13 protein-coding genes are annotated in these 12,917 nt (G+C 68.4%); 8 read left to right on the top strand and 5 right to left on the bottom strand.

All coding sequences use genetic code 11. The features are described 5' to 3' along the window. The first annotated feature begins 236 nt into the window (after positions 1 to 236). From RUH65_RS13105 to RUH65_RS13090, 4 genes are all read left to right on the top strand, one after another. Positions 237 to 833, top strand: coding sequence for an ATP-dependent Clp protease proteolytic subunit (locus tag RUH65_RS13105; protein WP_313817990.1), 597 nt, complete (start codon positions 237 to 239; stop codon positions 831 to 833). A 67-nt stretch (positions 834 to 900) separates the two neighbouring features. Further along, positions 901 to 1,581, top strand: coding sequence for an ATP-dependent Clp protease proteolytic subunit (locus tag RUH65_RS13100; protein WP_308421954.1), 681 nt, complete (start codon positions 901 to 903; stop codon positions 1,579 to 1,581). Between the two features lie 218 nt (positions 1,582 to 1,799). Then, entirely contained in the window at positions 1,800 to 3,113 is a 1,314-nt protein-coding gene (gene clpX / locus RUH65_RS13095) for an ATP-dependent Clp protease ATP-binding subunit ClpX (protein WP_313817989.1), read from the top strand. A gap of 72 nt (positions 3,114 to 3,185) precedes the next feature. Further along, positions 3,186 to 3,833, top strand: coding sequence for a DsbA family protein (locus RUH65_RS13090; RefSeq protein WP_313817988.1), 648 nt, complete (start codon positions 3,186 to 3,188; stop codon positions 3,831 to 3,833). 68 nt (positions 3,834 to 3,901) lie between these two features. Here the strand turns inward: RUH65_RS13090 and RUH65_RS13085 are convergent, their stop codons facing one another. From RUH65_RS13085 to valS, 5 genes are all read right to left on the bottom strand, one after another. Next, the gene (locus tag RUH65_RS13085; RefSeq protein WP_313817987.1) at positions 3,902 to 4,240 is read right to left on the bottom strand and encodes a hypothetical protein; all 339 of its coding nucleotides are present in this window, start codon (positions 4,238 to 4,240) and stop codon (positions 3,902 to 3,904) included. Between the two features lie 37 nt (positions 4,241 to 4,277). Then, on the bottom strand, positions 4,278 to 4,739 hold the full coding sequence (locus tag RUH65_RS13080; RefSeq protein ID WP_313817986.1) for an ATP-binding protein: 462 nt from the start codon (positions 4,737 to 4,739) through the stop codon (positions 4,278 to 4,280). Continuing rightward, entirely contained in the window at positions 4,732 to 5,064 is a 333-nt protein-coding gene (locus tag RUH65_RS13075; RefSeq protein ID WP_313817985.1) for an STAS domain-containing protein, read from the bottom strand. The genes RUH65_RS13080 and RUH65_RS13075 overlap by 8 nt, the downstream gene beginning before the upstream one ends. Then, positions 5,064 to 6,176, bottom strand: a complete 1,113-nt coding sequence (locus RUH65_RS13070) for a SpoIIE family protein phosphatase (protein WP_313817983.1) — start codon at positions 6,174 to 6,176, stop codon at positions 5,064 to 5,066. The genes RUH65_RS13075 and RUH65_RS13070 overlap by 1 nt, the downstream gene beginning before the upstream one ends. A 187-nt stretch (positions 6,177 to 6,363) precedes the next feature. Next, entirely contained in the window at positions 6,364 to 9,051 is a 2,688-nt protein-coding gene (gene valS, locus RUH65_RS13065) for a valine--tRNA ligase (protein WP_313817982.1), read from the bottom strand. A gap of 130 nt (positions 9,052 to 9,181) precedes the next feature. On the opposite strand from valS, the gene RUH65_RS13060 reads away from it, so the two are divergent. The 4 genes from RUH65_RS13060 to RUH65_RS13045 form a co-directional block, all read left to right on the top strand. Continuing rightward, on the top strand, positions 9,182 to 10,681 hold the full coding sequence (locus tag RUH65_RS13060) for an FAD-linked oxidase C-terminal domain-containing protein (protein WP_313817980.1): 1,500 nt from the start codon (positions 9,182 to 9,184) through the stop codon (positions 10,679 to 10,681). A 19-nt stretch (positions 10,682 to 10,700) separates the two neighbouring features. Beyond that, positions 10,701 to 11,486: an SDR family oxidoreductase gene (locus RUH65_RS13055; RefSeq protein ID WP_313817979.1), complete on the top strand. Its 786-nt coding sequence runs from the start codon at positions 10,701 to 10,703 to the stop codon at positions 11,484 to 11,486. An 11-nt stretch (positions 11,487 to 11,497) separates the two neighbouring features. Then, positions 11,498 to 11,983 carry a hypothetical protein gene (locus RUH65_RS13050; RefSeq protein ID WP_313817978.1) on the top strand — a complete coding sequence of 162 codons (486 nt, stop codon included), beginning with the start codon at positions 11,498 to 11,500 and terminating at the stop codon, positions 11,981 to 11,983. 291 nt (positions 11,984 to 12,274) lie between these two features. Continuing rightward, positions 12,275 to 12,917, top strand: a 643-nt coding sequence (locus RUH65_RS13045; RefSeq protein ID WP_313817977.1) for a class I tRNA ligase family protein, incomplete at its 3' end; no start/stop codon positions are given.

Here is a 12,917-nt window from a genome sequence, read left to right as displayed (position 1 = left end):
GCATCACGCATGGTCGGTCCGGGCGTTTTGGTGAGCGGATCAGGGTGGTGGCGGCCGTCGCCGTCCATCCACGCCAACAGCGAACAGCCGGGTCAGGAGGGCCCGGGCGGCGCCGTTGGACAGTAGTCTCGATCCAAGACCAGTGCCGGACGTGTACCACCAGGTGCCGTCGTCGCATGTGAAGTCCATCTGAAGGAAGGCAGGGCGCCATGTCCGCATCGTCCACTGCTCCCCGTATGGCGTCGGTTGATCCGGCGGCCCGCGAGGACTACATCTACAACCGTCTGCTCAAGGAACGCATCATCTGGCTGGGCTCCGAGGTGATGGACGAGAACGCCAACGCGATCTGCTCCCAGATGCTCCTGCTCTCCGCCGAGGACCCGGAGAAGGACATCTACCTGTACATCAACTCCCCGGGCGGCTCCATCACCGCGGGCATGGCGATCTACGACACGATGAAGTACATCCCGAACGACACGGTCACCGTCGCCACCGGCATGGCCGCCTCCATGGGCCAGTTCCTGCTGTCCTCGGGCACGCCGGGCAAGCGCTATGCCACCCCGCACGCCCGCATCCTGATGCACCAGCCCTCTGGCGGCATCGGCGGCACCGAGTCGGACATCCGCATCCAGGCGCAGCTGATCCTGCACATGAAGCAGGTCATGGCCGAGCTGACCGCGGAGCAGACTGGCCAGACCGTGGACACCATCCTCAAGGACAACGAGCGGGACAAGTGGTTCACCGCCACGGAGGGCCTGGAGTACGGGTTCTTCGACCACATCGCCGAACGTGCCGGAACCGTGTCCGGCGGCGGTGGCGTGGACAACTCCTGATCCGGCCCCGGCCGCCCCAGGACAGTCCTTCCCACCCCACAGACCCTTCGCCCAGGAGAAATCAGACATGAATCACTTCACCACGGGAACACCGACCGGAATGCCCTCCGGTGCCGGTCAGTCGGCGCCGAGCAACCGTTACGTCCTGCCCCAGTTCGAGGAGCGCACGCCCTACGGCTTCAAGCGCAATGACCCCTACGCCAAGCTGTTCGAGGACCGCATCGTGTTCCTCGGCTCGCAGGTGGATGACGTCTCCGCGGATGACATCATGGCCCAGCTGCTCGTGCTCGAGTCCATGGACTCGGAGCGGGACATCACCCTGTACATCAACTCGCCTGGTGGCTCGTTCACCGCGATGACCGCGATCTACGACACCATGCAGTTCGTCCGTCCCGAGATCCAGACCGTGTGCCTCGGCCAGGCGGCCTCGGCCGCGGCCGTGCTGCTGGCTGCCGGTGCGCCGGGCAAGCGCCTGGCTCTGCCGAACGCCCGCGTGCTGATCCACCAGCCCTCCATGGGTGGGGACCGCGGCACCGCCACGGACTTGCAGATCCACGCCGAGGAACTGCTCCGGATCCGCACCTGGATGGAGGAGACGCTCGCCATGCACACCAACAAGTCGGCGGAACAGATCCGCCAGGACATCGACCGGGATAAGTTCCTCTCGGCCCAGGGCGCCAAGGACTACGGCCTGGTGGACGAGGTCCTGGAGTCTCGGAAGATCACCCGTCCGCAGCTCTCCAACTGATCCGGTCCGCCGGTGGGCCTCGCGCCGTGTGCGCGGCGGCGGGAACCACCGGGGCCCAGGGATCGCCCGACGGCGGCCCACACCTGGACATGCTCCGTCACGTCCGGTGTGGGCCGCCGTTGCAATCCACCGTCCTAACGTGTCCACCCTCTAAGCTGTAATGGCAGTACCCCGGGCAGCTTCGTCTGGAGGCCCGACCCAATCGAGGAGATTCCCGCATGGCCCGCATCGGTGAAAGCGCCGACCTGCTCAAGTGCTCGTTCTGTGGAAAGAGCCAGAAGCAGGTCCGGAAACTGATCGCCGGACCCGGCGTCTACATCTGCGACGAGTGCATCGAGCTGTGCAACGAGATCATCGAGGAGGAGCTCTCCGAGGTCGCGGAGACCGCCGAGGTCGAGCTGCCCAAGCCTCGGGAGATCTACGACTTCCTCGAGGAATACGTGATCGGCCAGCCCGATGCCAAGCGGTCCCTCGCCGTCGCCGTGTACAACCACTACAAGCGCATCCGCTCCGGCCAGCAGTCCGCGCAGGCCAAGAGTGACTCGTTCGCCGATCGCTCGGCCGAGGAGGCCGACGAGCTGGCGGATGTGGAGGTCGGCAAGTCCAACATCCTGCTCGTGGGCCCCACGGGATCCGGCAAGACCTACCTTGCCCAGACCCTGGCTAAGAAGCTCAACGTGCCGTTCGCCGTGGCGGATGCCACCTCGTTGACCGAGGCGGGCTATGTGGGCGAGGACGTCGAGAACATCCTGCTCAAGCTCATTCAGGCCGCTGACTATGACGTCAAGAAGGCCGAGCAGGGCATCATCTACATCGATGAGATCGACAAGATCTCGCGCAAGTCCGAGAACCCCTCGATCACCCGGGACGTCTCGGGGGAGGGGGTCCAGCAGGCGCTGCTGAAGATCCTGGAAGGCACCACGGCCGCCGTCCCGCCGCAGGGTGGCCGCAAGCACCCGCACCAGGAGTTCCTGCAGATCGACACGTCGAACGTGCTGTTCATCGTGGCCGGGGCCTTCGCCGGCCTGGACGAGATCATCTCCTCTCGTGCCGGGTCCAAGGGCATCGGGTTCGGCGCGCCGATCAACACCATCGGCAAGCGGAACGTGTCCTACTCCGACGTCCGCCCGGAGGACCTGCTGAAGTTCGGCCTGATCCCCGAGTTCATCGGCCGTCTGCCCGTGATCACCACGGTGGACAACCTGGACCACGAGCAGCTCATCAACATCCTGACCAAGCCCCGGAACGCCCTGGTGAAGCAGTACCAGAAGATGTTCCTCATGGACGGCGTCGAGCTGCAGTTCGAGGATGAGGCCCTGGACGCGGTGGTCGAGCAGGCCGAGGAGCGGGGGACCGGCGCCCGCGGACTCCGCTCCATTCTGGAGGAGGTCCTCAAACCGGTCATGTTCGATCTGCCCTCCCGTGAGGACATCGCCACCGTGGTCATCACCGGTGACGTGGTCCGCGAGGGTGCCGAACCCACGCTGATCTCCCGAGAGGTGCAGCGCAAGCGCCGCACCAAGTCGGCCTGAATCCGCCCGGGTCACCCCGAGAACCCACCGCGGACCGTTCCCCAACCACCCAGACGCATGCCAGGAGGCACCATGACCGAGACCGCTGACGCCACGAACACCGCCACCGAAGCGGGAACCCAGACCGTTGACTTCTGGTTCGACTCCGTCTGCCCATTCGCCTGGATCACCTCACGCTGGATGCTGGAGGTCGAGAAGGTCCGTCCGATCACGGTGAACTGGCACATCATGTCCCTGTCCGTCCTCAACGAGCACCAGGATCTGGACGAGGGCTACCGCTCCATGCTCGATCGGGCGTGGCTGCCGGCCCGCGCCGCCACTCAGATCCAGGAGCGCCACGGCAACGAGGCCATCGGCGCGTACTACACGGCGGTGGGCACCCGCATTCACAATCAGGGGCAGAATGACTTCGAGGCGGCTGTGCGCGGCGCGCTGGAGGAGCTGGGTCTGGAGACCGAGGAGATCCTGGCGGCGGCCCGCACGGACGTGCTGGACGAGACGCTACGGGCCTCCCACGCCGAGGGCATCGACAAGGTCGGGGACGACGTCGGCACGCCCGTGGTCTCCTTCAACGGCACGGCCTTCTTCGGGCCGGTGATGACACGCATCCCGCGCGGTGAGGAGGCCGGCAGGATCTTTGACGCGGCCGTGACCCTCGCCGGCTTCCCCTACTTCTACGAGATCAAGCGCTCCCGCACGACCAGCCCCCAGTTCGACTGAGCCTCGCTCGTCCGGTTCGACAGGCCTGATGCTGGCCGGAGTCTCGCCGTGGTGCGCCGTCGGCGCGTTCAGCGCCCGCGGGCAACGCGTCCGGCGGCCCGGATCATCGGGATCTGCAGGGGCAGTCGTGCCAATGTGACGGCCCGGACGGCGGGTGTCGCCTTCCGGGCACGCCACGCGTGGTAGAAGTTCCCCGGCCAGACGGCCACGAAGAGGATCTGAGCGGCCCGACCGCCCACGCGGCGGGTGGCCGGTACCGCCAGCAGCCCGGCGACGGCCAGTTCCGCCACGCCCGATCCATAGGTCCACGCACGGGCCGTGCCCGGCAGGGCTCGAGGGATGAGCCCATCGAAGGCCCGAGGCCGCGCGAAGTGCAGCACGCCCATGCCGGCGAGAGCGGTGGCCATGGCTGAAGCCCGTCCCGCGCTCTCATGTCGTTTCAGGTCAGTCCGTGCCACGGCTTGACTCCGTCGCGTTCGTCGGGCGGTACAGGCGCCACACGTTCGTGGCACCGGCGCGTTCGAAGTCCAGGCTGACGAGGGCACGGATCAGCGCCAGTCCGCGGCCCGATTCCGCCAGGGCATCGGTCATGACGTCTTCGAGCGGCACGGTGCCCAGCGGGGCAGTCGGTGCCGCCGAGGCTGCACCGAACTCGACGATGGTCGCCCGCAGCTCGGCGGGGGAGGCCACGAGTTCCATTCCCAGCTCGACCGGTCCCGGGTCGCCCACACCGTGTCGGATGGTGTTGCTGACCGTTTCGATGACGGCGGTGTCGAAGGCCATCCGGTCCAGGGCCGGAACATGGTCGGCCGCCGCCCACAAGTCTTCCAGGTGGTCGTGGATGGTCTCGATGGTCCCCGGTTCGGCCGGAAGACGGTCGGCGCAGAGCAGGATCGGCTCAGGCACGGGAGAACGCCGAGGCGGAGTCGGGGTACGGGGTCAGCACGCGGTCCATGCTAGTCAGTTGTAGCACCATCAGCACCTGGGGTGGCACCTGAGCGATGCGCAGGTCGCCGCCGGCCTGTCGAGCCATCTTGAGACAGCCGATCAGGGCCCCCAGTCCGGAGGAGTCCATGAACTCGGTGGCGCTGAGGTCCACCACGATCTGCCGCGAGCCCGCACTGATCTCGCTGGAGATCACGTCCTTGAGCTTGGGAGCGGCGACCATGTTCAGGCGGCCCTCGCTCCTCACCTCCGTGTAGGTGTCATGTCGTTCTACGGTGACCTGCATTAGCGGTGGTCCTTTCCTGGGACATCGGGATGACGGTGGACGACGACGGCGGTGACGTCATCGTGTTCGGGATCGTCCTGGGCGAGCCGGGCGAGATGGTCCGCCACGTCCTGGAGGGTGCGGTGGGCGAGGACGGCCTGTGACATGGCCGCGAAGGTTCCCTCCAGGTCGCCGACGGCATCGAGCACGCCGTCGCTGACGAGGATCAGTGATTCTCCGGGGTTCAGGTCGGCCCGCTGGGCCACCCACGGGTCCTCGATCCAGAGGCCCACCGGTGGTCCGCCCGGATCCAGGCGCCTCGTGCCGCCGTCGGGACCCACGATGGCCGCGATTCCATGGCCGGCATCCACGTAGGAGAAGCGGCCGTTGGCGGGATTGAGGCGGACTTTGAAGACCGTGGCATAGGAATCGGAGCTTTCCAGCGTGCCTCCCAGCGATTGGGCGGCGTGGTTGAAGGCCGAGGTCAGGCCCGGCATGTTCCCGACGGTCCGGAAGGCGGACCGCACGGCTGCGGCGATCATCGCCGCGCCCATGCCCTTGCCCATGACGTCCGCGAGGATCACGTGCAACTGGCCGGAGGAGACGTGCCAGTCGTAGAGGTCGCCCCCGACCGCCCGGGACGGGCGGAAGCTCGCCGCCATCTCGTACCCCGGCAGATCGGGAGAGGCATCCGGCAAGAGACCACGCTGAACCTCGACGGCGCGTTCCAGTTCCGTCGAGTCCGTCACCAGATCGCGGGGCCGCCGGAACAAGGCGGCGACGCGGGCCCTCAGTTCACGGGTGCTGAACGGCTTGCTGAGGTAGTCATCGGCGCCGGCCTCCAGCCCGGCCAGTTTGTCGATCTCCGTGGAGCGCGCGGAGATCATCACCACATAGGCGTTGGAGTACTCGCGCAACTGGCGGCAGACCTCCAGCCCATCGAGGCCCGGCAGCTGCACGTCCAGGGTGATCAGTTCGGGATTGAGTGTTTGGACCAGTTCCACGGCCCGGGTGCCGTTGGGGGCTTCGGACACGGTGAAGCCCTCCCGGTTCAGGGTGTGGACCAGCAGACTGCGGATGTCCTCGTCGTCCTCGACCACGAGGGCATGACGAGTTGAGGATGGTGGCGCCATGAGAAGACCAACTCCCGTCGGAAGATACGGAGATCGTGCGGGCCAATGACGGGCGTCCTGGGGATAGAACGCGGGTCATCCGGTGATCCCTATATCAGCACGGCAGCCGGACTTTTTTACCCTGGTCCGGGATTATTCACTCCGGTCCGGCATCAGGGAGCAGATCTGTCCCGACTGACGGCCGCGCCTATCCGGCGGTGGCCTCCGAGACGTCTGGCGCGGCCAGCTCCACCTGGGAGACGTCGATGTCGGCGTCCCCGTCCGGGCTGCCGGCCACCAGCGTGAGCTCGCGGATGTTGCCCGCGGCCTTGAGGTCGGCGAGTCCGCCGCGCAGGGAACCGAGGCGGTTCTCCGGGGCGGTCACGACGGCGGCGAGCACCTCGGTGCGCTGCTTCACCTTCGCTTCGGACTTGGCCCTCCGGATGCCGCCGAGGGCGAGGGCGACCGCGGCGAGCACGTCGGCGGTCGCGCCGGCGGAGGCGGCCTCGATGCCGGCGATCTCCGCGGACCGGCCGGGCCACGGGGCGCGGTGCACGGAGCCGGTCCGCCACCAGCCCCAGACCTCGTCCGTGGCGAAGGGCTGGAAGGGGGCCAACAGCCGCAGCAGTGCGTCCAGCGTGGTGGCCAGGGTGGCCAGGACGGAGGCCTGCTCGGCCTCGCCGTGGCCGCCGTAAGCGCGGTCCTTGATGAGCTCCACGTAGTCGTCCGTGAATTGCCAGAAGAAGGACTCCGTCAGGTTCAGCGCCCGGGCGTAGTCGTACGTCTCGAAGGCCCGCGAGGACTGCTGGACCGTGTCGTACAGGCGGACCATCAGGGCCTTGTCCAGCGGGTTGGTGATGACCGAGGCATCGTCGGCCGAGCGGACCACGTTGTCCACGGAGGCGCCGAGGTTCAGGGCGAACTTCGAGGCGTTGAGGAGCTTGATCGCCAGCCGCCGGCCGATCTTCATCTGCGCCACCTCAAAGGCGGTGTCCGCGCCGAGCTTGGCGGAGGCCGCCCAGTAGCGGACCGCGTCCGAGCCGTACTCGTCCAGCACATCGGTCGGGACCACCACGTTGCCCTTGGACTTGGACATCTTCTTCCGGTCCGGATCCAGGATCCAGCCGGACAGGGCAGTGTGGTTCCACGGCACCGAGTCGTTCAGGGCCTCGGCCCGGACCACGGTGGAGAACAGCCACGTGCGGATGATGTCGTGGCCCTGGGGACGCAGGTCGAATGGGAAGACCTTGCCGAAGAAGTCCTCGTCCCGGCTCCATCGGCCGACGATCTGCGGGGTCAGCGAGGAGGTGGCCCAGGTGTCCAGGACGTCCGGGTCTCCGGTGAAGCCACCGGGCACGTCGCGCTGGGACTCGTCGTAGCCGGGGGCCGCCTCGGCCACCGGATCCACCGGCAACCGGTCCTCGGCGGGCACGATCGGGTGTTCGTAGTCCGGATCGCCGGAGGCGTCGAGGGGGTACCAGACCGGGATCGGCACACCGAAGAACCGCTGGCGGGACACCAGCCAGTCGCCATTGAGACCCTCCACCCAGTTCTCGTAGCGGGAGCGCATGAACTCGGGATGCCAGGACACCTGGCGGCCCCGGGCGATCAGCTTCTCGCGGCGGTCGGCGTCCCGGCCGCCGTTGCGGATGTACCACTGGCGGGAGGAGATCACCTCGAGCGGCTTGTCCCCCTTCTCGTAGAAGTTCACCGGGTGCACGATCTTCTTCGGCTCGCCGTCCACCAACTCGGCCTCGGTCAACGCGGTGACCACGGTCTCCTTGGCGGAGAACACGGTCTTGCCGGCCAGCTTCTCGTATTCGGAACGGCCGGCCTCGCTGGTGATCCACTCGGGGGTCTCGGTGTGGAAGCGGCCGTCGCGGCCCACCACGGTGCGGGTCGGCAGGTCCAGTTCGCGCCACCACGTGACGTCGGTGAGGTCGCCGAAGGTGCAGACCATGGCGATGCCGGATCCCTTGTCCGGCTTGGCGAGCCCGTGGGCGCGGATCTCGACCTCGACTCCGAACAGCGGAGAGGTCACGGTCTGGCCGAACAGTGGCTGGTACCGCTCGTCCTCGGGGTGGGCCACGAGGGCGGAGCAAGCCGGCAGCAGCTCGGGCCGGGTGGTCTCGATGAAGACCTTCTCCCCGGCCGCGGTGAAGAACGGGATGCGGTGGTAGGCGCCGGGCACCTCGCGGTCCTCGAGCTCCGCCTGGGCCACGGCGGTGCGGAAGGTGACGTCCCACAGCGTGGGTGCCTCGGCCATGTAGGCGTCCCCGGAGGCCAGGTTGCGCAGGAAGCCGCGCTGGGACACGGCGCGGGAGGTGTCGTCGATCGTCCGGTAGGTCAGGGACCAGTCCACGGACAGGCCCAGCCGCGTGAACAGGTTCTCGAAGACCCTCTCGTCCTCGACGGCCAGTTCCTCGCACAGCTCGATGAAGTTGCGGCGGGAGACCACGTCCCAGTCCCGCTGGTTCTTCGCGGGCTTCTCCGGTGGCTGGTACCCGGGGAAGTAGGGCTTGGTCGGGTCGCAGCGGACTCCGTAGTAGTTCTGCACCCGGCGTTCCGTGGGCAGGCCGTTGTCATCCCAGCCCATGGGGTAGAAGACGTTCTTGCCGTTCATGCGCTGGTAGCGGGCCAGCACGTCGGTCTGCGTGTAGGAGAACATGTGCCCCACGTGCAGCGAGCCGGAGGCGGTCGGCGGCGGGGTGTCGATCGAGTAGACCTGCTCGCGCGTGGTGTCGGCCTCGAAGGCATACGTGCCCCCGGTCCTCCACCGGGAGGAGAGCTTGTCCTCCAGCCCCTCCAGGGCGGGGCGGTCCGGAACGGTCACGGCAACACTGGTGGACGCGGTCGTGGAAACGGGCGTGTCTGTGCCCGGGATCTGTTCAGCCATGATCCCGATTGTCCCACGCCCCCTGAGGCTCTCCGAACCGGGTCGCGCGGGACACGGCACGATGGCGAGCCGGGGGGATCCCGGCCTACGGTGGGACCATGTCCACCTCACGCAGCAAGACCTCGTCATCATGAGTCCCGCCAGCACCGGCGCCGGCCTCGATCACCGTTTGACCGGCGCAGCCCCGGCCGAGCACACGTCCCCGGAGAGACCGGACCGGGCGGAGCTGGCACAGCGCCTGATCACTGAGTTGGGACCCGAGCTCACTCCGGGTGCCCTCAGCGTCGAGCCGGACGTCGTGGCGGGCCATGCCGCGGACCAGGCACCCTTGGGCGCCGTGGGCGACGCGGTGGCCCTGGTGCGGGCCCGCACCGTCCAGGACGTCCAGGCGACGCTGCGGTTCGCGTCCCGACTGGGCCTCCCGGTGGTGCCCCAAGGCGCCCGCACCGGCATCTCCGGTGGTGCGAACGCCGTGGACGGGTGCATCCTGCTCTCCGTCGAGCGGATGGACTCGATCCTGGAGATCAACACGGGCGAGCAGACGGTGACCGTGGAACCCGGGGTCATCAACCAGGCCCTCAAGGAGTCCCTCGTGCCCCACGGCCTGGCGTATCCGCCGGATCCCGGCTCGGTGGCGATCAGCTCCATCGGGGGGAACGTGGCCACGAACGCCGGCGGCCTGTGCTGCGTGAAGTACGGGGTCACACGGGACTACGTGCGCGAACTCAAGGTGGTGCTGGCTGACGGCACGCTGACCCGGCTGGGACACCGGACGGCCAAGGGGGTGGCCGGACTGGATCTCGTCGGCCTGTTCGTCGGTTCGGAGGGGACCCTGGGCGTCGTCGTGGAGGTGACGTTGCGGCTGGTGCCCCTGCTGCCGCCTCCGCTGACGGCCGTGGCGGCCTTCCCCACCGAACGCGCGGCCGCCTCCGCCGTGGCCGGGTTCATGGCCACGGGGGCCCGTCCCTCGATGCTGGAGTCCCTGGACCGCCATGCCATCACGCTCCTCAATACGTTCGGGGACTTCGGGCTGGACGCGGACGCCGGCGCCCTGCTGCTGATGCAGTCCAACGGGGACGGACACCGGGAGGCCGCCGAACAGGAGGTGGCCGCCTTCGCCGCGATGGCAGAACACCACGGCGCCCTGGACGTCGCGTTCAGCACGGATCCGGAGGACAGCGACGCCCTGGTGGCCACGCGGCGGATGGCCCAGCCGGCCTTCGAACGCCACGCGCAGCTCCACGGCGGCGGACAGCTGCTGGACGATGTCTGCCTGCCCCGGATGGCACTGCCCGAGTTCTACGACCGTCTGGAGACCATCCGCGAACGGACCGGCCTGATGATCGCCGTGGTCGCGCATGCCGGTGACGGCAACGTCCACCCGTCCGTGTTCTTCGATGCCCAGGATCCGGAATCGACCCGGCAGGCCCACGAGGCGTTCGAGGAGATCATGGAGATCGGCCTGGGGCTGGGCGGCACCATCACCGGCGAGCACGGGGTGGGATCGCTCAAGCGGGCCTGGCTGCCCCGGGAACTGGACGAGGGGAGCCGGCGGCTGCACCGGTCGATCAAGGACGCGGTGGATCCCCAGGGCATCCTCAATCCCGGCAAGCAACTCGCCGAACTCTGACCGTGCCTAGAGTGGTGCCATGACTGGTGAGACGAACACCCGACCGAACCGCGCCGCCGTCGTGACCGGGGCCTCCTCCGGCATCGGCCGCGCCACCGCCGCGCAACTCGCCGCCGAGGGCTGGACCGTCTACGCCGTGGCCCGCCGCGCTGAAAAGCTCCAGTCCCTTGCCGAGGCGGTGCCTGCCGGCGCGGGCACCATCATCCCGGTGCCCGCGGACGTCACGGACGCCGAGCAGATGACCAGGGCTAGCCAGGTCGTCGAGGACGGCGGGGGAGTGGACACCGTGCTGTGCATCGCCGGCGGCGCGCAGGGGACCGACCGGGTGGCGGACGGCCGGCCCGGGGACTGGGACTGGATGTACCGCGTCAACGTGCAGGGCACCCTGAACACCACCCGGGCGTTCCTGCCCCTGCTCCGCGCCACCGGGCACGGCACCGTGCTGGTCCTGACCTCGACGGCGGCGCTGGCCAGCTATGAGGGTGGCGGCGGGTACAACGCGGCGAAGATGGCCCAGCACGGACTGGTCGGCGCCCTGCGCCTCGAGGAGGTGGACCACAACATCCGGGTGGTCGAGGTGCTGCCGGGGCTGGTGCACACGGAGGAATTCACTCTGAACCGCCTCCGCGGAGACCAGGAGGCGGCGGACCGGGTCTATGCGGGGGTGGAGAAGCCCCTGACCGCCGCGGACGTCGCGGACGTCTGCACCTATGCCGTCTCGGTGCCCCACCACGTCAACCTGGACCAGATCGTGCTGCGGCCCGTGGCCCAGGCGGCCAACTTCAAGATGATCCGGACAACGTGAGGAATTTTCCCATGGCAGGACAGCATCGAGACCAGCCGACCACCGCGGGCCGGGACGGCCGCGTGGACGTCCCGCGGCTCCGCCGGGCCCTCGGCATCGGCACCGCCACGGGGATCGTCTCCGCCGTCCCCCTGTGGAAGATCCCCCGCAAACCCCTGGCCCTGTGGTCCGGCGGCATCGCTGCGGCGGTGGCAACCGGCGCCCTGATCCTGAAACGGGACCAGTACGAGCGTGAGGCCGAGGTGCAGGGCGATGCCCGCACCGAGGTGTCCCGGGCCCGGCGCCTCGGCGCCCCCGTGGCCACGGGCGTCATCTTCGGCGGCTTCATGGCCGGCTCCATGTGGCTGACCTCGGTCACCGACGAGTGGTCCGAGAAGCTGATCGCCCGGCTCGGGGCGCCCCGGCCCCGGGCCACCTACGCCGTCCTCGCCGGGGTGGGGACCGCGCTGGTCGACTACTTCGACGAGAAGGGCGAGCCGCGCGGGAAAAAGGCGTAGAATCAACGCCAGCAACACCAACAGCAGTGACCCGGCCATCACCGGCGAGCTTCCGGAAGAACGGGCACGGCACGCGCCGGCCCCAGTAGACCCGGACGGGTAAGCCCGTCACAGCAGTCAGGAGCGGCCGTTCACGCCTCACGGGTCCACCGGGGAGCGGGACGGCAAGCAGGGTGGTACCGCGCCGCCGTCGTCCTCGATCTCCGCACCGGAGCCCGAGGACAGCGCCAGGCGTCCTTGCCGGAAGACCAGACAGCACCACAGTCGACCCCTGCAAGGATGGCAACGCCCGTGTACCCCCTCGCCAGCTCGGATCCGAACGCCCAGTCGGGCACCCCCTCCTCCCCGCGTTTCCCGGAGATCGAGGAGCGCGTCCTGGCGTATTGGGACGAGGACGGCACCTTCCAGGCCTCCATCGACGCGCGGCCGGCCACCCGCGAGGACGGCTCCGCCAACGAGTTCGTCTTCTACGACGGCCCGCCCTTCGCGAACGGCCTGCCCCACTACGGCCACCTGCTGACCGGCTACGTCAAGGACCTCGTGGCCCGCTACCAGACACAGCAGGGCCGCCGCGTGGAGCGGCGCTTCGGCTGGGACACGCACGGGCTGCCCGCTGAACTCGAGGCCATGAAGCAACTGGGCATGACGGACAAGGCCCAGATCGAGGCCATGGGAATCGACACGTTCAACGACGCCTGCCGCGCCTCCGTGCTCAAGTACACGGACCAGTGGAAGGACTACGTCAACCGGCAGGCCCGCTGGGTCGACTTCGAGAACGACTACAAGACCCTGAACCCCGAGTTCATGGAGTCTGTGCTCTGGGCGTTCAAAGACCTGCACTCCAAGGACCTCACCTACCGCGGCTTCCGGGTCCTGCCCTACTGCTGGAAGGACGAGACCCCGCTGTCCAACCACGAGCTGCGCATGGACGACG

Source organism: Citricoccus sp. (genome assembly GCF_032154715.1).
Taxonomy (GTDB): domain Bacteria; phylum Actinomycetota; class Actinomycetes; order Actinomycetales; family Micrococcaceae; genus Citricoccus.
This window is presented reverse-complemented; position numbering and strand designations above follow the sequence as displayed.

Coding starts and splice junctions, on each gene's coding strand:
- RUH65_RS13105 (WP_313817990.1), top strand. CDS start 237: ATGGCGTCGGTTGATCCGGCGGCCCGCGAGGACTACATCTACAACCGT.
- RUH65_RS13100 (WP_308421954.1), top strand. CDS start 901: ATGAATCACTTCACCACGGGAACACCGACCGGAATGCCCTCCGGTGCC.
- clpX (WP_313817989.1), top strand. CDS start 1,800: ATGGCCCGCATCGGTGAAAGCGCCGACCTGCTCAAGTGCTCGTTCTGT.
- RUH65_RS13090 (WP_313817988.1), top strand. CDS start 3,186: ATGACCGAGACCGCTGACGCCACGAACACCGCCACCGAAGCGGGAACC.
- RUH65_RS13085 (WP_313817987.1), bottom strand. CDS start 4,240: ATGGCCACCGCTCTCGCCGGCATGGGCGTGCTGCACTTCGCGCGGCCT.
- RUH65_RS13075 (WP_313817985.1), bottom strand. CDS start 5,064: ATGCAGGTCACCGTAGAACGACATGACACCTACACGGAGGTGAGGAGC.
- RUH65_RS13070 (WP_313817983.1), bottom strand. CDS start 6,176: ATGGCGCCACCATCCTCAACTCGTCATGCCCTCGTGGTCGAGGACGAC.
- valS (WP_313817982.1), bottom strand. CDS start 9,051: ATGGCTGAACAGATCCCGGGCACAGACACGCCCGTTTCCACGACCGCG.
- RUH65_RS13060 (WP_313817980.1), top strand. CDS start 9,182: ATGAGTCCCGCCAGCACCGGCGCCGGCCTCGATCACCGTTTGACCGGC.
- RUH65_RS13055 (WP_313817979.1), top strand. CDS start 10,701: ATGACTGGTGAGACGAACACCCGACCGAACCGCGCCGCCGTCGTGACC.
- RUH65_RS13050 (WP_313817978.1), top strand. CDS start 11,498: ATGGCAGGACAGCATCGAGACCAGCCGACCACCGCGGGCCGGGACGGC.